Origin of the sequence: Bacillus sp. 7_6_55CFAA_CT2 (assembly GCF_000238655.1) — a bacterium.
Lineage (GTDB): Bacteria > Bacillota > Bacilli > Bacillales > Bacillaceae_G > Bacillus_A > Bacillus_A cereus.
In genome coordinates, this window is the sequence record NZ_JH414708.1 from 545479 (window position 1) to 564650 (window position 19172).

Here is a 19172-nt window from a genome sequence, read left to right on the forward strand (position 1 = left end):
ATAAAGGAGGAGTGGATAGAAAACAAAGGATTGTTACACATATAGTTTTGGTTTTGTTGCTGTTTGTTGAACTGGTTCTTTCGGTAACTCTTTTTCTATTACAGGTTCAATCACTATTTTCTTTCGTTTTCGTTTCTTTTTTTGAGGTGCAGGAGGCGGACTTTCTACCTCAACTGGCTCTGTTACATTTTCCGTTTGATTTTCTTCCGTACTTTTTCCAGAGGTGAGGATTTTAACAATGCTTGGTAGACTACGCATAATAGGACCATACTGTTCGACGACAGGACCTACAGATTGAACGACTTGGGATACTTTTTCGATGTTGTTTATCATATTAGTAGGATTCGAAATTAAGTTCGAAAAGAAACTGCCGATGCCACTGCTTGCTGTTGCGGCAGCTGTAGTTGCGCCGCCGCGCGTTTCATTTGATTCATACATTTGAGGCGGTATCATTTGCTCAGGATGTTGCTGCATGTATGGTTGATATTGTGGATGTTGCTGCTGATATTGTTGCTGGTATTGCTGCTGATATTGCTGTTGATATTGTGGCGGCGGTGGTGGTTGCTGATGCATCATCAGTTGCCCTTCCATTTGTCGGTAAGGTGGAACCATTTGCATAAAAGGCTCGGTTGGATCGTGTTTTTTAAAAAGCTTAGCAAGAAAACCTTTCTTTTTTTGTGCCATTGGTGGTAGTTGTGGAATTGGATATGGTGTATAAGGTTGCTGCCCTGGATTCGGATACATTTGCCTTGTAGGGGATTTCGGAAACATGTGAGAAATCCTCCTTTCTTCAGTTAGGTATATACACATACAATATGCAATAAAAGGGAAGAAGGTTAGTTTTTGAAGTGAAAACCTAAACTAAAGATGGATTTTACTTGTAGATTTCGATATAATGTAGACTTGACTGATTTGTGCGCGCAGTAGAAATTTTAGAAAGAAGGTGTAACTTATGACACAACAAACTTTTACACAGTATGATTTTAAACCATTTTTAATAGATGCAGTTCGTGAACTACGCTTTACAGAGCCGACAGGAATTCAGCAGAAAATTTTCCCGGTCGTGAAAAAAGGTGTAAGTGTAATTGGACAATCCCAAACAGGTTCTGGGAAAACACATGCATACTTACTTCCTACATTAAACAGAATTAATGCAAGTCGTGAAGAAGTACAACTTGTTATTACAGCGCCTACTCGTGAGTTAGCACAACAAATTTACGAAGAAATCGTGAAGTTAACAAAGTTTTGTGCGGAAGACCAAATGATTACAGCACGTTGTTTAATTGGTGGAACTGATAAACAACGCTCAATTGAAAAGTTGAAAAAACAACCTCATATCGTAGTTGGAACACCAGGACGTATTAAAGATTTAGTAGAAGAGCAAGCATTATTTGTTCATAAAGCAAATACGATTATTGTCGATGAAGCAGACTTAATGCTTGATATGGGATTCATTCATGATGTAGATAAAATTGCAGCACGCATGCCTAAAAACTTGCAAATGTTAGTTTTCTCTGCAACAATTCCTCAAAAACTAAAACCGTTTCTGAAGAAGTATATGGAGAATCCAGAGCATATTCATATCAATCCAAAACAAGTTGCAGCTGGAAACATTGAACACTATTTAGTGCCTTCTAAACATCGTAATAAAATTGATTTAGTGCATAAAATGCTACTTCAATTTAAACCGTATTTAGCAGTTGTTTTCACGAATACGAAAAAGATGGCAGACCAAGTTGCTGATGGATTAATGGAACGTGGCTTAAAAGTTGGACGAATTCACGGGGATTTATCACCACGTGATCGTAAAAAAATGATGAAACAAATTCGTGACCTTGAATTCCAATATATTGTTGCGACTGATTTAGCAGCACGTGGTATTGATATTGAAGGGATTAGCCATGTTATTAACTATGAGCTACCATCAGATTTAGATTTCTTCGTTCACCGCGTTGGAAGAACAGCACGTGCGGGGCATTCTGGTATTGCAGTGACGATATATGATCCAGCAAACGAAGAAGCGTTAGATAGTTTAGAAAAACAACGTCATATTGAGTTCAAGCATGTAGATTTACGCGGAGATGAGTGGGCCGATTTAGGTGAGCGTCGTCGTCGTAAGAGCCGTAAAAAACCAAATGACGAACTTGATGTTATGGCAACGAAAGTTATTAAAAAACCGAAAAAAGTAAAACCAAACTATAAACGTAAACTTGCAACAGAACGTGACAAAGTGAAGAAAAAATATGGCAATAAAAAAAGATAAGGGGTTTCCCTTATCTTTTTTTTATCCCGCTATTTGTGGGAGGTGTAATCAATATGGATAGAAAAGTATTGATTAAAGTTTCACTTAATCCAGCTAATTTAAATGAAAAGTATAGTCTGTATAAATAGTCATATAAATTTGTGTAGTGCATCTTTTGTGAACAAACAATTCACTACATATTTCTACAAATTATGCTATCATTATATCTATTGTATATTGAAGAGGTGATTGTATGTTAAAGATTGGATCTCATGTTTCCATGAGTGGTAAGAAAATGTTATTAGCAGCAAGTGAAGAGGCTGTTTCATACGGTGCAACAACGTTTATGATTTATACAGGTGCACCGCAAAATACACGAAGAAAACCAATTGAAGAATTGAACATAGAAGCAGGAAGAAAACATATGGAGCTGAACGGAATTGAGGAAATTATCGTCCATGCGCCTTATATTATTAATGTTGGGAATACGACGAAGCCAGAAACATTCCAATTAGGAGTAGACTTTCTTCGCATGGAAATTGAAAGAACATCGGCATTAGGTGTAGCGAAACAAATTGTTCTTCACCCAGGAGCGCACGTTGGTGCTGGAGCAGATGCTGGTATTCAACAAATTATTAAAGGGCTTAATGAAGTATTAACGCCAGAACAGACGGTTAACATTGCGTTAGAGACGATGGCAGGAAAAGGAACAGAATGCGGTCGTAGCTTTGAAGAAATTGCAAAAATTATTGATGGTGTAAAATATAATGAAAAGCTATCTGTATGCTTTGATACATGTCATACGCATGATGCAGGATATGATATTGTAAATGACTTTGACGGCGTATTAAACGAATTTGATAAGATCGTTGGTATAGATCGTTTACAAGTACTTCATATTAATGATAGTAAAAATGTACGCGGAGCAGGAAAAGACCGTCATGAAAACATTGGATTTGGTCACATTGGGTATAAAGCATTGCATCACATTGTACATCATCCACAGTTAATGCATGTACCAAAAATTCTTGAAACACCGTATGTAGGGGAAGATAAAAAAGATAAGAAGCCACCATACAAATTGGAAATCGAAATGCTGAAAAACGGCACTTTTGATGAAGGGCTTCTTGAAAAAATTAAAGCGCAATAAGGAGGGGGAAATCCCCTCCTTATTTTAGTAGTTGCTGAAATAATGTATTTACTTGTTGGGCAGTGGCAGGGGAAGTTACTTTTGCGATTTGTTTTAAGAGCTCTAGTCGCTCGTTGTTATCGTAGATATTAATATTTTTACCCTTCATAAGTAAAACGATTTGATCAGCTTGTGCGGCTGTAATGGGAACTTCATATTCTTTGCTATATTTTAATAACTCTTTTGTAGAAATATGATTTAATTTTTTATTAACAATTTGTTTAATGAGGTTCATCTTATTATCCTCCTTCACGCGTTCTTCTATCGAAATATATGAGCATATAGCTTGTACATATTCGTATGGAGTTTCTTTTTTCATGAGGAAAAGAAGCGTATGTTATAATATAAGGACAAAACTACAGAAAAAGAGTAAAGGGAGGACTTATGGAGCAAAAGCAACATCGAAAAGAAAGTGTTATTCATCTCATTTATCGTTTAGTTATGATTATTTTTGGAGCAGCATGCGCGGCGGTAGCAATTGAACTATTTTTAATGCCAAATAAAATTATTGATGGTGGAATTATTGGTATTTCTCTTATATTAGATTATCTTACTCCTAACATTTGGTGGTTAAGTTTTTCTACTTTAGTCGTTGTTCTCAATATCCCATTTATGTATTCCGGTTATAAGCAAATTGGAAAAACATTTATGTTATCTTCGACATTTGGTATTGTAGCGTTAGCTTTCATTGAGTCAACGTTACATGCGGTACCACCATTTACAACAGAACCTATTTTAGCGACAGTGTTTGGTGGTCTTATTTTAGGTCTTGGTGTAGGACTTGTAATTCGTCATGGTGGATCGCTAGATGGAACTGAAATTATGGGAATTTTATTAACGAAGAAATTACCGTTCTCTGTTGGTGAATTCGTAATGTTTGTGAACTTATTTATTTTTGCATGGGCAGCATTTGTGTTTGGTGTGGAACAAGCGATGTATTCTGTTATGACGTACTATATCGCATTTAAAACGATCGATACAGTAATTCAAGGGCTAGATGAAACGAAGGCGGTTTTAATTGTATCTGATCAATACGAGGAAGTATCAAACGCGATTTTGCATCGTCTTGGCCGTGGAACTACAAAGCTTGTAGCGAAAGGTGGTTACACGGATAAAGAAAAAGAAGTTATTTATGCAGTTGTGACGCGTCTAGAAGTGACGAAGTTAAAATCAATTGTGCATGAAATTGATGAAAATGCGTTTGTTACGATTATGAGCACGCAAGAGACAAATGGTGGTAAGTTTAAATCGGCTATTCACTAAAAAGTTTATAGGAATATTTTTCGAAAGCAGAGAATTTTTCTCTGCTTTTTGTTATAATAGTAAGGTTTCTTGAAAAAATAGATATATTTTAGGCAGATTGGTTTACAACTATAATAAGCTGTACTATAATTCAAATAGATATAAATCGGAATCATTCTGAATTAAAATAGGTGAGATGCTATGAATAATATATTAGAAATTGAAGGTTTAACATTCCGATACGAAGATCGGAATGTGTTAGAAAATATTAATTTGCAAGTTCCGAAGGGAGCTTTTTTAGGTTTAGTGGGACCGAATGGTTCAGGTAAATCAACTCTACTTAAGTGTTTATTAGGTGTTTTAAAGCCAAAAGAAGGAAGCATTCGCGTGTTTGGCGTTGATAGTAAGAAGTTTAAGGAATGGAACAAAGTTGGTTATGTATCCCAAAAGGCAAATAGTTTCAATTCTGGTTTTCCAGCAACTGTTTCTGAAGTTGTGTCAATGGGACTTGTTTCGAAAAAAGGGCTTTTTCGCTTTTTCACAAAAGAGGATAAGAAAAAGGTAGAAAAAGCAATTGCTGATGTAGGGATGAGTGAGTTTCAAGGTCGTAACATTGGAGAGCTTTCTGGTGGACAGCAACAGCGTGTATTTATTGCTCGTGCGCTCGTTAGTGATCCTGAATTGCTTATTTTGGACGAGCCTACTGTTGGAATCGATGTAAAAAATGTGGAAAGTTTTTACGAAATATTAGAGGATTTAAACAAAAGGCTCGGGATCACATTAATTCTTGTTACTCATGATATGGGAGCTGTTACTGAAAAAGTAACACATGTTGCATGCCTAAACCAACATCTACATTTCCATGGAAATGTAGAGAAGTTCCGAGAGTTAGAAGATGCAGAAATGTCCGTCTTATATGGACATCATGTTCATCGTTTAGAACACGAACATGAGCATCACGGGAGGATATAATGATACAAGATTTTTTACAATATGACTTTTTACGTAATTCTTTATACGCAGGTATTTTAATTGGACTTGTTGCACCGCTAATTGGTGTGTTTGTTGTTATTCGTCGTTTATCTCTTATTGCGGATGCATTAAGTCACGTGACGTTATCGGGTATTGCAGCAAGTTTATTACTTGAAAAAACCATTTTTACAGGTGGGTTTTTAAACCCCTTATATATGGGGATGATTTTCTCGATTGGTGGAGCGCTACTAATCGAAAAGTTACGAACTGTATATAAGCACTATCAAGAATTAGCAATTCCAATTATCCTTTCGGCAGGGATGGGGGTTGGAGTTATTTTCATTTCACTTGCAAATGGATTTAACACAGACTTATTTAGTTATTTATTTGGTAGTGTCAGTGCTGTAACAAGTACAGATTTAATTATTATTGGTATTGTAGCAATTGTTGTTGTTGCGACAATTATTTTATTATATAAAGAGCTGTTTCTATTATCATTTGATGAGGAATACGCAGTATCAACTGGTTTAAGAGCGAAATGGATTCACTTTATTTTCATTATATTAGTTGCTCTTGTCATTGCAGTATCAATGCGTGTAGTGGGGGTTCTTCTTGTATCATCATTAATGACGTTACCAGTTGCAGCAAGTATTCGTATTGCTAAAGGATTTAAACAAACAATTTTCTTTTCCATTTTATTCGGTGAAATTGCAGTAATTGGTGGAATGTTTGCTTCGTATCAACTTGATCTAGCGCCAGGTGGTACAATTGTTATGATAGCAGTTCTTATTTTAATCGGTGCGATTTTATGGAAGAAGAAAAAAACTGCATAAAGTAGGGATAGGTATGAATCTAACAGAAGCTTTACGCCTAATGAAAGAAAAAGGATACAAACATACTGGAAAAAGAGAAGAGATGCTCAGATTATTTGCAGCACATAATCGTTATTTAACTGCGAAAGACGTTTTAGAGCATATGAAGGACGATTATCCAGGGCTTAGTTTTGATACGATTTATCGTAACTTAACAGTTTTTGCTGAGATTGGTGTTTTAGAACAAACGGAATTAAATGGTGAAAAACATTTTCGTTTTACTTGTTCTATTATGGAACATCATCATCATTTTATTTGTTTGGATTGTGGGGGAACGAAAGAGATTACTTCCTGCCCAATGGATTTTATGAATAAAGATTTTACCGGTTATGAAGTAACGGGTCATAAGTTTGAAATATATGGTCGTTGTCCAAAATGTGCAAAGTAAAAGCTCGTCGGTTAAACTGACGAGCTTTTTTACGTAGAAAAGAAGGTTGCTCACAAATATTGTGGCAACCTTCTTTTTATTGTTCTTGTGTCTCTTTTTCTTTTTCTCGCTCAGCAGCCATTTCAGCAGCAATTACGTCGATCTCTTTTTTCAGTTCTTCTACCATTGTTTCTTCTGGTACTTTACGAACGACTTGCCCTTTACGGAATAATAATCCCTCTCCACGTGCACCGGCAATACCGATATCAGCTTCACGAGCTTCACCAGGACCATTTACAGCGCAACCAAGTACTGCAACTTTAATTGGTACTTGAAGTGTAGAGATGTATTCTTCCACTTCGTTAGCGATGCTAATTAAATCAATTTCAATACGACCACAAGTTGGACAAGAGATAAGTGTTGCTGCGTTAGACGCAAGACCGAATGATTTTAATAGTTCACGAGCAACTTTTACTTCTTCAACTGGATCAGCACTTAATGAAATACGTAGTGTATTTCCGATGCCTTTATTTAAGATTGCTCCAAGACCAGCAGCACTTTTTACAGTTCCGGCAAACAATGTTCCAGACTCTGTAATACCTAAATGTAATGGATAATCAAAAGCACGAGCAGCTTTCTCGTATGCTTCAATTGCTAAGTTAACATCAGAGGCTTTCATAGATACGATAATATCGTGGAAATCTAAGTCCTCTAAAATTTTAATATGATGTAGCGCACTCTCAACCATACCATCTGCAGTTGGGTACCCGTACTTTTCTAAAATGTGACGCTCTAATGAACCAGCGTTTACACCAATACGGATTGGAATACCGCGCTCTTTTGCTGCATTTACAACAGCTTCTACTTTATGGCGACGACCAATGTTACCTGGATTGATACGTACTTTATCAATGCCACCTTCAATTGCTTTTAAAGCAAGGCGATAATCAAAATGAATATCAGCAACAAGTGGAATGTTGATTTGTTTTTTTATATCAGCAATAGCATCTGCTGCGCGTTCATCTGGAACGGCAACGCGGACGACTTGACAGCCGGCTTCTTCTAAACGCTTAATTTCAGCAACTGTTGCTTCAACATCATGTGTTTTTGTTGTTGTCATACTTTGTATAATTAATTCATTATTACCGCCGATTGTTAAATTACCGACTTTAACTGGACGTGTTTTTGTACGATGAGTCATTTCATTCACGAATAGATCGCTCTCCTTATAAAAGAAGTTTCTTATTTAGTCCCTCATATCAATGATAGTATACGTGATATAGGGCTATAGAAACCGAAGTACTCGGTTTCACTTTTACTATTGTATCAGCGCCTTTATGTAATTGACAAGGATTAAGTGATAGCTTATTGATATAAGGGGAATTTATAAGACTTTCCAATTTGTATTTTTGTAGCAGATGTACTTTTATTTAATTGTTTAAAGTCGTCAATGACTTTTTCTATGGAAGGAATTTTTTTCTTGTTAATTTGTTCTGTAATAGAAAGAACTGTCTCACCAGTTTTTACTTCAATTGTTTTATAAGATACATCTGTTTCTTTTTCTGTTTTGTTCTCTTTATTTTGTTGACTGTCTGTGTTTTCTTTTTTAATCGTTTGAGCAGCAGTTGTTTTTTTATATGAACTTAACATCGGTAAAGTACCGATTTTTATATCGTAATAAAATATATAACCGAGAACAAGCACGAATAGGAATATACCTAATCTTTTCATATTCTTCACTCCTTTGCTAGGAATATATGCTTGTCCAAAAAAAAAATGCCTATTTAGGCATTTTTTTCGTTCTTATTTTTCTTTCGGTTTTGGAACTTCTTTAATCGTTAAGTACAGAACAATTAAAACAACTGCGATATAGATGAATGTTGATCCAGGTACGACAATTTTACATGCGTCCATAATCATAAAGAAGATTGTTGGAATTGTGTAGCTGTATGCAGTTAGTGTCCAAACTTGTTTATAGGATAGTTTACGTTGACCGCTCATAGCAGAACCGATGAACGCAAGTAAAGTCACGCCTACAAAAGTAATGAATAATTGGAATAGGTACACTAAGAATCCAATAACAAATAATAAAATCGGATAAATATTATCGAATAAAGAAATAAATTCTTGTAGATCTTTTTTCTCAAGAGATGCACCTAACAAATCGTTATAAGAATACGTTTGTATTTGACCATTTCCCATAGAGACTACTTTATCTTTTAAAACAAATAAACCTGTTTTATTTTGATATTTTTCTAGGTCTGTTGAATTTGGATCAAATACGAAAAGTGCATTTCCTTCTTCTTTTTCAATAGGTTGATCAATATCGGCTTTTAGTTCGCCATTTTCAATTTTAAAATCAGGTAAATCTTTATCGATGACTTGATTTACCATGCTTACACCATCTTGGATAAAACTACCGTACAAAAAAGTTCTTGGAATAGTAGTAATTAAGCAAAGTAGCATAATATACAAAATGGTTTTACCGATTTTTTGAAAACGGAATAGCGCCATATCTTTAGGCGAGTATATGCTTTTTACGAATTGGGTAAATATGGACATAGATTCACTTCCTTTATGTATGTATAAAATCATTGTAACGTAGTAATCTAGAGAATCTCAAGATATATTATATTTACATATAGTGGAGATAACTAAATTTCTTTTATTAACTTTCTTCTTTTAAATAAGAAAAATACAATTGACACTTTTCTTTTCTATATGGTAAATTTATCTTACATTTCTTAAAGAGCATATCCGATAGGAATTCCTTTATTTGATATGTTGTTACATACATAATTGTGGACCCTTAGCTCAGCTGGTTAGAGCAGACGGCTCATAACCGTCCGGTCGTAGGTTCGAGTCCTACAGGGTCCATATCCATTTCACATGTTTATTATGTTAGCAGGAAGCTTCCTTGTAGAAGGAAGCTTTTTTTACGGAATATATGAGCATTTTAATTGAAAAGAAGTGGGAATTTTGCTACTTTAATGATAGCAAGACAATGTGATTTATTTGTTTGCACCCTATGGCAATTAGGGTAGAATGAAGTTGTATGTCACTTAAGTGGCAATACATAAACTGGGAGGAATATAACAATGGCAAAACACGAATTACCAAATTTACCTTATGCGTATGATGCTTTAGAGCCTCACTTTGACAAAGAAACAATGAACATCCATCATACAAAACATCACAACACGTACATTACAAACTTAAACGCTGCTTTAGAAGGTCATGCAGAATTAGCTGACAAAAGCGTAGAAGAATTAGTTGCAAACTTAAACGAAGTACCAGAAGCAATCCGTACAGCAGTACGTAACAATGGTGGCGGACATGCTAACCATACATTCTTCTGGACAATCCTATCTCCAAACGGCGGAGGACAACCTGTAGGTGAACTTGCAACTGCAATTGAAGCAAAATTCGGTAGCTTCGATGCATTCAAAGAAGAATTCGCAAAAGCTGGCGCAACTCGCTTCGGTTCTGGTTGGGCTTGGTTAGTAGTAAACAATGGTGAGTTAGAAGTAACAAGCACTCCAAACCAAGATTCTCCTTTAACTGAAGGTAAAACGCCAGTTATCGGTTTAGATGTTTGGGAGCATGCTTACTACTTAAACTACCAAAACCGTCGTCCAGACTACATCGGTGCATTCTGGAACGTTGTAGATTGGAACGCTGCTGAAAAACGTTACCAAGAAGCAAAATAATTGTAACAAATATAGAAAAAGCTAGGGGAGAGCCCCTAGCTTTTTTCTATGCTTTCCTTTTACATAATTGGGCTTGTCTTTGGAAGACTAGAACATGAAGTAAAGGAGAGTTGTGTATGAAATGGAAACATATAATTGGTGACGTTGAAGTGAATCGGGATTTAGTGTTATTGCTCCTTATAGGAGGTTTATACACGCTCGCAATTTCTTTATCGAATACGTTTGTAAATATTTATTTATGGAAACAAACACAAAATTATGTGAATCTTGGCTTGTATAATTTAGCCAGCGTGGTATTACAGCCTCTCACATTTCTTGTAGGGGGGAAATTAGCGAAACGTATCGATCGCTCGATTTTATTACGAATAGGGGTAGGAACGCTCGCAATTTTTTTTATCGTTGTCTTAGTAGCAGGGAAAAGTGCTTCTCAGTATATTCTATTAATGGGGGCTCTTTTAGGAGTAGGATACGGTTTTTACTGGTTGGCTTTTAACTTATTGACATTTGAAATTACAGAACCAGAAACAAGAGATTTCTTTAATGGGTTTCTTGGACTTCTTACATCCTTCTCTGGGATGATTGGACCAATAGCAGCAGGATACACAATTTCACGTATGGAGAAATGGAGTGGCTATACTGTTATATTCTTTCTTTCATTAGTTCTATTTGCAATTGCTGTCGTCTTAAGCTTCTTTTTATCTAAAAGAGAATGTGAAGGGCGTTATGAAATCGTGCAAGTATTGAAAGAACGACGGATTGATAAAAATTGGGGAAAGATTACACGAGCTCATTTTTTCCAAGGATTGAGAGAAGGGACGTTTATTTTTGTCATTTCAGTATATGTTTATTTAGCAACTAATAGTGAGTTCGCATTAGGGAAATACAGTTTAGTGAACTCTGCTGTATCCTTTGTATGTTATTACTTAGTTGCTCGTATGTTAAAGAAGGAGTGGCGAAAAAAAGCAATTTTACTTGGGGGCATTATTTTATATGCTGTCGTCTTTTTAGTTATTTTCAATGTTACATACACGAAATTACTTATTTATGCGGCATGTATTGCGATTGCATATCCTATTTTACTTGTTCCGTACGGATCAATGACATATGACGTAATTGGTAGAGCGAAAAATGCGAGAGAATGGCGTGTGGAATATGTCGTTGTTCGGGAGTTATGGTTAAACGCCGGAAGAATCTGTTCCATTTTAAGTTTTTTATGTGCTGTACTATTCTTTCCACCTGAAAAAAGTTTACCTTACTTATTATGTATTTTAGGTGCTGGACATTTTCTTATTTATTTTGCAGTTAAAAATGTCAAATATGATGAGGGAAATGCGAGTAAAACAAGTGTTGTAACGCAAGAGAACGCGCAAAACCAAACTGAACCAGAAGGTTAACTTCTCGTTTGTTTTATGCTAGAATAGAAAAAGATGTAAGACAGCAGTGAGGACACCTGTATGAGGGTGTCCCTTTCACATTACATAGCTGTTGGTAGAGGGGGTTTGTATGAGCAAGAAGCAGAAGCAAAATAAGAAAAAGACCCACGTTCCTTTTCGATTAAACGTGTTGTTTTTCTGCGTGTTTTTAATGTTCTCCGCGGTTATTGTAAGGCTCGGATATGTACAAATTGTTCGCGGTGAAGAATATAAGAATGAAGTGGAGAAGAAAGAAAACTCAACGATAAGTAATCCTGTACCGCGTGGGAAAATATTTGACCGTTATGGGCGACCTGTAGTAGATAATGCAGCCATTCGTACTATTACATTTACAAAAATGAAGGGATCAACTGCAGAGGATCGCTTAGAAACAGCGAAAAAGCTAGCAGATTTGATTGAAGTACCGACAGATAAATTAACAGATCGCGATAAAAAAGATTATTGGCTTGCTATGCATAAAGAGGAAGCTAAAGAAAAAATTACGAATAAAGATCGTCAAGAGTTTAAAGATAAAAAAATTGATGATAAAGAATTAGACGAGCGTCAGCGAAGTCGTGTAACAGAAGAAGAGATTAATCAATTATCCGCAAAAGATCTAGAAATACTAGCGATTAAGAGTAAGATGGACGGCGGATATGCAATGACACCTCAAGTTATTAAAAAGGATGCTACAGAAAAGGAATATTCGATTATTAGTGAAAACCTAGCAGCATTACCAGGTGTAGATACGAATGTTGATTGGGAGCGAAAATATACGTACGATGATTTATTCCGAAGTGTACTTGGTGGGGTGTCGACATCTGATGAAGGCTTACCGAGAGAAAGACTAGATTACTATCTTGTTCGTGATTACAATCGAAATGACCGAGTAGGAAAAAGTTATCTTGAACAACAGTATGAAGATAGTCTGCACGGTACGAAAGCAGAAGTTAGAAATGTTACAGATAAAAACGGTAATATTTTAGAAACGATTAATGTATCAAAAGGACAAAGTGGTAATGACCTGAACTTAACAATTGATATGGAATTACAAAAGCGCGTGGAAGATATTCTTGCGAAGAATTTAATGAGGTTTAAAGGAAGCGAACCTCTTTTAGATCGCGCATTTGTTGTAATGATGAACCCAAAAAATGGTGAAGTTTTATCTATGGCGGGGAAACAATTAGTTAACGAAGATGGCCAAACGAAAGTAAATGACTTTGCATTAGGTACCATGACAAGTTCTTATCCGATGGGATCAACTGTAAAAGGTGCAACAGTACTTACTGGATATCAAACTGGTGCGATTCAACCAGGGGCAGTACAATTGGATGAACCAATTAAATTAAAAGGTACACCTACGAAGTCGTCTTGGAAAACGATGGGATATATTAATGACCTTACAGCTTTAAAAATGTCTTCTAACGTTTATATGTTTAAAACAGCGATGAATATCGCCGGTGTTCAGTATGTGAGAGGTGGTACGTTAGATATACCTCAAAAAGCATTTGATACGATGCGTTATTATTTCGGACAGTTTGGACTTGGTGTAAAAACAGGAATTGATTTACCGAATGAATCTGCTGGTCAGATGGGTAAGAGTAGTCAACCAGGTTTCTTACTAGATTTATCAATTGGACAGTATGATACGTATACACCGCTTCAATTAGCGCAATATATTTCGACGATTGCCAATGGCGGATATCGTATGCAACCACAAGTTGTAAAAGAAATTCGTCAACCGGCAGTGAAACCAGATGAAGTTGGGAAAGTTGTTCAATCTATGGAACCGAAAGTATTAAATCGTATTGATATGCCGGAATCGCAAATTAAACGTGTTCAAGAAGGATTTAGACAAGTGTATAATGATTCAGGTGGTACAGCTACAAAGTACTTTACAGGTGCAAAATATAAAGCGGCAGGGAAGACGGGTACTGCGCAAACTGTGTATGGCGGAGATAAAGAGATTGGTAGAAAGGCAAACGGTGAACGTGTGGAAACATATAACTTAACATTAGTAGGTTATGCGCCACTTGAAGATCCAGAAGTAGCATTCTCTGTTGTCGTTCCATGGGTACATGATGATAAGACTGGTATTAATGGATATATTGGTCGTGAAATTATGGACGCTTACTTTGATTTGAAAAACAAAGAAGTAAATGGTGAAGCTCCAAAAGATGATAAAGACAATAAAAACAAAGATCAAGATGATGAATAAAAAAGTTGTAAAAAAGCACACTATATGAAAAGATAGTGTGTCTTTTTTTTATGGTTTATGCATATCGTGTAATAAATGTGGACAAGTATACAACATTGAAAAAACGCGGCCCTATAAATGATACTTGTATATGGTGGGATAGGGGATAAATATTTTATAGGGAAATCATCAGAGGAAATGAATAGCTACTACTGAATTAAAATTGTATCGTATGTTGATTTTTGTGGAACTTTACAAAACTTTTACAAACAATTAAAACCGAATTAATAGTTTAGCAGTATTCTTATATCTGTAATCCTGTTATTTCCGGTTACTTCTAGGAGGAAGAACACGTGAAATGGATGCGTACACCGATTAAGATTTTCGTATTATCAATATGGTTCCTCTGTTTTGAAATGTCTACTGCATTTGCTTTAAATGATACGGGAGAAGTGAGAGTTGATGGATCCTCAACGGTTTTTCCTATTATAGAAGCGGTAGCGGAGGAATATACAAAGGTGCATCCAGACGTGAAAATTTCCATCAGTATTTCTGGAACTGGGGGAGGATTTAATCGTTTCAGTAAAGGAGAAGTAGATATAAATAATGCTTCGAGAGTAATGAAACAAGTCGAGAAAAATGAAATGAAGAAAAACTCTATTCAGTTCACACCTTTTGAGGTTGCTAACGACGGTCTTACGATTGTTGTGAATCGCCATAATACATGGGTAGACGATATGTCAGTAGACGAGTTACGACTACTTTGGAGTGAAGATGGAAGAGAGAAGCGATGGTCACAAATTCATTCAACATGGCCACGTGAACAAGTGAAGTTTTATGCACCAGGCGTAGACTCTGGTACGTATGATTATTTTCAAAATGTCATCTTACAAAATCATCGCATTGTAAAAAAAGTCTCTTTGTCTGAAGATGATCAAGTTATTATGCAAGGGGTAATGAATGATAAACATGCCATTGCTTTTGTAGGATATGCTTATTATATGGCTAATCGAGATAAGGTGAAAGCAATAAAAGTAAATGGTGTATTTCCGACGAAAGAGACCATTCAATCAGGTAAGTATAAGCCGTTATCTAGGCCGCTACTTGCTTATGTGAATAATGCATCTATCCGAAATAAAATGAATGTAGCAAACTATGTTGAGTTTATGATTCAGCATGTCGGTAACCTCGCTGAAGAGGTCGGGTATGTAAAATTACGAAAAGAAAAATACAATGAACAGCTGCGTATGTTAACAGAAATAAAAAGGTAATGTCAGGGTGGAAAGGGGTTTTCATCTTTGGCTCATAATGACAAAAGTCAAATTACATTTTCTGTACAACATTTGATTGAAAGAAATACAAAACAAAGAAAAAAAACGCAGCGAATCAATCGAATAGTGCCTTTATTACTAAAAATAATTGCTAGCGTTTCTATTGTGACGACACTTGGAATTGTTTTTACGCTCTCTAATGAAACAATCATGTTTTTTCAAAAAATATCATTATACTCCTTTTTGACGGAGAAAGAATGGTTACCATTTTTTGAAGACCCTAAATTCGGTATATTACCACTCATATGTGGAACGTTCCTTATAACTGCAATTGCTATGTTTGTAGCAATTCCTATCGGTTTAGCGTGTGCCGTATTTTTAAGCGAATATGCTTCAAATAGTGCACGGAAAATATTAAAGCCGATGTTAGAGCTATTAGCAGGTATCCCGACAATTGTATATGGTTTTTTTGCATTAACAATTGTTACGCCGCTTTTACAAAGGCTTATACCAGATTTACAGTTTTTTAATGCGATTAGTCCAGGAATCGTTATCGGATTTATGATGATGCCTACCGTTGCATCTCTATCTGAAGACGCGATGAGAGCTGTGGCGAAAGGGACGAAAGAAGCTTCATTAGCACTCGGAGCGACGCGGTTTGAAATGGTAAAACAAGTGGTGTTTCCGTCCGCTTTTACAGGGATTATGGCAGCAATTATATTAGCGGCTTCTCGTGCAATTGGTGAAACGATGATTGTTGTAATTGCAGCAGGATCCACACCAAATGTATCGCTTGATCCGACACATTCAATTCAAACGTTAACAGCCTATATTGTGCAAGTAAGTTTAGGTGATGCTCCGCATGGAACGATTACGTATTACAGCATGTATGCTGTAGGTGCAACGTTATTTTTGTTTACCTTTATTATGAACATCATTTCGCAGTCTATTATGCGCCGTTTTAGGAGGATGACATAATATGCGAATGTTGAATCATAAAAAAATACAAAAAAACATGGCATCACGCTTTTTAAAAGATCGAATTTACAAATTGTTATTTTATATAGCAATTTTATTTTCAATCGTAATTTTGTTTTTGTTACTGTTTCAAATTGTTGAAAAAGGTATAAGTTATCTTTCAATAGATTTCTTTACAAATTTCGCTTCACGTAATCCGAAAGAAGCTGGTATTGCTGCAGCTTTGTCAGGGACAATATTATTTATGAGTATTGTTATACCTGTTTCTTTTATATTTGGAGTTGGAACAGCACTTTATTTAGAGCAATATGCGAAGGAATCTCTATTTAAAAAAATAATAGAGATTAATAATCAAACGTTAGCAGGAGTACCATCCGTTGTATTTGGATTGCTTGGTTTAACTATTTTTGTATATGCTCTTCATTTAGGAGAGAGTATAGTTGCAGCAGCGCTGACGATGAGTTTACTCGTTTTACCAACAGTTGTTGTGGCGAGTCAAGAAGCAATTCGATCAGTACCAAGTGTGTTATTAGAGGGTTCTTACGGATTAGGTGCTACGAAGTGGCAAACGATGTATCAAATTGTATTGCCATATGCTTTCCCAGGGATTATAACGGGCTGTACGTTAGCGATATCAAGAGCAATTGGAGAAGCTGCACCACTATTAGTTATTGGGGCACTTGCGTTTGCAAATTATGTTCCATTTAGTATGTTTGATAGATTTACAGTTCTACCAATTCAAATTTTTAATTGGATGAGTAGGCCACAAGAAGAATTTCAGTATGTAGCAGCAGCTGGGATGATTGTTTTGTTAGGTTTGTTGCTATTTATCAATATATTTGTTTTATGGTTACGAAATCGAAAATAAGTTGGAAATGGATGGAAGGAGAATTCAAATGGTAGCAACAGTAGTAAATGTACAGGTGAAAAATGAAGAGAAAATCGAGACTGCGCCAAAGAAGGTAGTATTTGATACGAAAAACTTAAATTTATGGTACGGGGAAGACCATGCTTTAAAAGATATTAATTTAAGTATTCATGAGAATGAAGTTACAGCCATTATCGGTCCAAGTGGCTGTGGTAAATCAACTTACTTAAAAACATTAAATCGCATGGTAGAATTAGTACCTATCGTTCGAACTACAGGTGTAATTGAGTATAGAGAACGCAATATATTTGATAAATCATATCCAGTTGAAGAATTAAGAACGCATGTAGGAATGGTGTTCCAAAAGCCAAATCCATTTCCAAAATCTATTTATGAGAATGTAGCATACGGTCCAAAAATCCATGGTATTCGTGACAAAAAGACATTAGATGAAATTGTTGAAAAAAGTTTACGTGGAGCAGCGATTTGGGATGAGTTAAAAGATCGTTTGCACGATAATGCATACGGTTTATCTGGTGGACAGCAACAGCGTCTATGCATCGCACGCTGCTTAGCTATTGAGCCAGACGTTATTTTAATGGATGAGCCAACATCGGCATTAGACCCAATTTCAACATTAAAAGTAGAAGAATTAATTCAAGAGCTAAAGAAAGATTTTAGTATTGTTATCGTAACGCATAATATGCAACAAGCAGCGCGTATTTCAGACAAAACAGCTTTCTTCTTAAGCGGGGAAGTTGTGGAGTATACAGATACAAACAAATTATTTACGACTCCTTCAGATAAGCGTACAGAAGATTATATTACAGGTCGCTTTGGTTGATATCGTTTCAAAGCTAAGAGCAAATGCCCTCTTAACAGAGGGCATTTCTTATTTTATCTTACTGTTAATAGAGAAGTAATACTTCTCCTTATCTTAAGGTTTATTACAAGCATAAAAGCCCGATTGATGAGGGGTGATTAAAGTTTCACTTTTATATAATGGCACATAATATTGAGGGGGAAGAAAAATGGTAAGAGAACAGTTTCAAGGTGATTTAAAAGCGTTACAGCAAAAGGTGATCGAGCTTGGAGAATTAGCAAATGCGGCTTTATTGATTGCTATGGAAGGTCTACATACAAGGGATGTAGAGAAAGCGTTAGAGGTCATTGATGGTGATTACCGCATGGATAATTTAGAAGAGGAAATAAACGATCTTGCGCTTATGCTCATTACGAAGCAGCAACCTGTAGCAAGTGACTTAAGAAGGATTTTTATTTCAATTAAAACAGCGACAGATTTAGAGCGTATTGCAGATCATGCTGTTAATATTGCAAAGGCTACAATTCGTCTTGGGGAAAAAGAAGTGGCTGTTAGTTTGCACAACCTGGATGAAATGTTTGCGGTTGCAAATGAGATGTTGCATTTAGCGTTAGAAGCATATGAACAAGAAAATTTAACTTTTGCGAAACAAATTGCTGAAATGGATGATTCCGTTGATGAAATATATGGAAAAGCAATTCGTGAGTTTATATCTTCGGTTCCGGAACAACCAGAAGCAATTACGCAAATTACACAATTATCATTTGTCGCGAGATATATTGAGCGTGTAGCAGATCATATTACAAATATTGCTGAAAATGTCTTTTATTTAGTAAAAGGAAAGCATTATTTATTGAATGAGTAGGAATTAAAGTAGGTGATGGGAAATCACCTGCTTTTTTTAGTCAAAACATGACAAAAAAAGCTCGTTGTTTCCTTTAGTTTATGATGATAAGATGTATCATAATGTAATGGGAAAATTAGTATATATGTTGGTCGTTAATAAGTATTATTTAACAATTAATAGTA

The 19172-nt window shown here is 35.8% G+C and carries 19 protein-coding genes and 1 tRNA gene; 15 read left to right on the forward strand and 5 right to left on the reverse strand.

Annotation, left to right across the window (positions count from 1 at the left end; all coding sequences use genetic code 11):
* Positions 1–33: 33 nt before the first annotated feature.
* Positions 34–771 carry a YqfQ family protein gene (locus HMPREF1014_RS02970; RefSeq protein ID WP_000484162.1) on the reverse strand — a complete coding sequence of 246 codons (738 nt, stop codon included), beginning with the start codon at positions 769–771 and terminating at the stop codon, positions 34–36.
* A gap of 181 nt (positions 772–952) precedes the next feature.
* Between HMPREF1014_RS02970 and HMPREF1014_RS02975 the strand changes: the two genes are divergently transcribed.
* Complete coding sequence (locus tag HMPREF1014_RS02975) at positions 953–2263, forward strand: DEAD/DEAH box helicase (RefSeq protein WP_000194015.1); 1311 nt, start codon at positions 953–955, stop codon at positions 2261–2263.
* 232 nt (positions 2264–2495) lie between these two features.
* Positions 2496–3392 carry a deoxyribonuclease IV gene (locus HMPREF1014_RS02980; RefSeq protein WP_000912460.1) on the forward strand — a complete coding sequence of 299 codons (897 nt, stop codon included), beginning with the start codon at positions 2496–2498 and terminating at the stop codon, positions 3390–3392.
* 19 nt (positions 3393–3411) lie between these two features.
* Here HMPREF1014_RS02980 and HMPREF1014_RS02985 read toward each other — a convergent pair whose 3' ends face one another.
* On the reverse strand, positions 3412–3666 hold the full coding sequence (locus HMPREF1014_RS02985; protein ID WP_001048954.1) for a DUF2624 domain-containing protein: 255 nt from the start codon (positions 3664–3666) through the stop codon (positions 3412–3414).
* Between the two features lie 149 nt (positions 3667–3815).
* Here HMPREF1014_RS02985 and HMPREF1014_RS02990 point away from each other — a divergent pair, with 149 nt between their 5' ends.
* The 4 genes from HMPREF1014_RS02990 (at position 3816) to HMPREF1014_RS03005 (ending at position 6905) form a co-directional block, all read left to right on the forward strand.
* Entirely contained in the window at positions 3816–4694 is an 879-nt protein-coding gene (locus HMPREF1014_RS02990; RefSeq protein WP_000435963.1) for a YitT family protein, read from the forward strand.
* Positions 4695–4874: 180 nt separating this feature from the next.
* The gene (locus tag HMPREF1014_RS02995) at positions 4875–5645 is read left to right on the forward strand and encodes a metal ABC transporter ATP-binding protein (protein ID WP_001059662.1); all 771 of its coding nucleotides are present in this window, start codon (positions 4875–4877) and stop codon (positions 5643–5645) included.
* Positions 5645–6478, forward strand: a complete 834-nt coding sequence (locus tag HMPREF1014_RS03000) for a metal ABC transporter permease (protein ID WP_000613815.1) — start codon at positions 5645–5647, stop codon at positions 6476–6478. The genes HMPREF1014_RS02995 and HMPREF1014_RS03000 overlap by 1 nt, the downstream gene beginning before the upstream one ends.
* Positions 6479–6491: 13 nt before the next feature.
* On the forward strand, positions 6492–6905 hold the full coding sequence (locus HMPREF1014_RS03005) for a Fur family transcriptional regulator (protein WP_001054516.1): 414 nt from the start codon (positions 6492–6494) through the stop codon (positions 6903–6905).
* A 76-nt stretch (positions 6906–6981) separates the two neighbouring features.
* On the opposite strand, the gene ispG is transcribed toward HMPREF1014_RS03005, so the two are convergent.
* From ispG to yqgB, 3 genes are all read right to left on the reverse strand, one after another.
* A complete protein-coding gene (gene ispG, locus HMPREF1014_RS03010) occupies positions 6982–8085 on the reverse strand; it encodes a flavodoxin-dependent (E)-4-hydroxy-3-methylbut-2-enyl-diphosphate synthase (protein ID WP_153577907.1) in 1104 nt (367 codons plus the stop codon).
* 164 nt (positions 8086–8249) lie between these two features.
* Positions 8250–8615: a protein YqfZ gene (yqfZ, locus tag HMPREF1014_RS03015; protein ID WP_000825416.1), complete on the reverse strand. Its 366-nt coding sequence runs from the start codon at positions 8613–8615 to the stop codon at positions 8250–8252.
* Positions 8616–8687: 72 nt separating this feature from the next.
* A complete protein-coding gene (yqgB, locus tag HMPREF1014_RS03020) occupies positions 8688–9446 on the reverse strand; it encodes a protein YqgB (protein ID WP_000021899.1) in 759 nt (252 codons plus the stop codon).
* Between the two features lie 241 nt (positions 9447–9687).
* Here yqgB and HMPREF1014_RS03025 point away from each other — a divergent pair.
* From HMPREF1014_RS03025 to phoU, 9 genes are all read left to right on the forward strand, one after another.
* Positions 9688–9761 (forward strand) — tRNA-Ile (locus HMPREF1014_RS03025).
* A gap of 221 nt (positions 9762–9982) precedes the next feature.
* Positions 9983–10594: a superoxide dismutase [Mn] gene (gene sodA, locus HMPREF1014_RS03030; protein WP_001052031.1), complete on the forward strand. Its 612-nt coding sequence runs from the start codon at positions 9983–9985 to the stop codon at positions 10592–10594.
* Between the two features lie 116 nt (positions 10595–10710).
* Positions 10711–11988, forward strand: a complete 1278-nt coding sequence (locus tag HMPREF1014_RS03035; RefSeq protein WP_000871385.1) for an MFS transporter — start codon at positions 10711–10713, stop codon at positions 11986–11988.
* A gap of 109 nt (positions 11989–12097) precedes the next feature.
* Positions 12098–14224: a peptidoglycan D,D-transpeptidase FtsI family protein gene (locus HMPREF1014_RS03040; RefSeq protein WP_000038984.1), complete on the forward strand. Its 2127-nt coding sequence runs from the start codon at positions 12098–12100 to the stop codon at positions 14222–14224.
* A gap of 332 nt (positions 14225–14556) precedes the next feature.
* Positions 14557–15474 (forward strand): PstS family phosphate ABC transporter substrate-binding protein, encoded by a 918-nt coding sequence (locus HMPREF1014_RS03045; RefSeq protein WP_000871823.1) that lies wholly within the window; start codon positions 14557–14559, stop codon positions 15472–15474.
* Between the two features lie 27 nt (positions 15475–15501).
* A complete protein-coding gene (gene pstC / locus HMPREF1014_RS03050) occupies positions 15502–16452 on the forward strand; it encodes a phosphate ABC transporter permease subunit PstC (protein ID WP_000940912.1) in 951 nt (316 codons plus the stop codon).
* A 1-nt stretch (position 16453) separates the two neighbouring features.
* A complete protein-coding gene (gene pstA / locus HMPREF1014_RS03055; protein ID WP_001242557.1) occupies positions 16454–17320 on the forward strand; it encodes a phosphate ABC transporter permease PstA in 867 nt (288 codons plus the stop codon).
* A gap of 28 nt (positions 17321–17348) precedes the next feature.
* The gene (gene pstB / locus HMPREF1014_RS03060) at positions 17349–18164 is read left to right on the forward strand and encodes a phosphate ABC transporter ATP-binding protein (protein ID WP_000226681.1); all 816 of its coding nucleotides are present in this window, start codon (positions 17349–17351) and stop codon (positions 18162–18164) included.
* Positions 18165–18351: 187 nt separating this feature from the next.
* Positions 18352–19008: a phosphate signaling complex protein PhoU gene (gene phoU, locus HMPREF1014_RS03065; protein WP_000251240.1), complete on the forward strand. Its 657-nt coding sequence runs from the start codon at positions 18352–18354 to the stop codon at positions 19006–19008.
* The last annotated feature ends 164 nt before the right edge of the window (positions 19009–19172 follow it).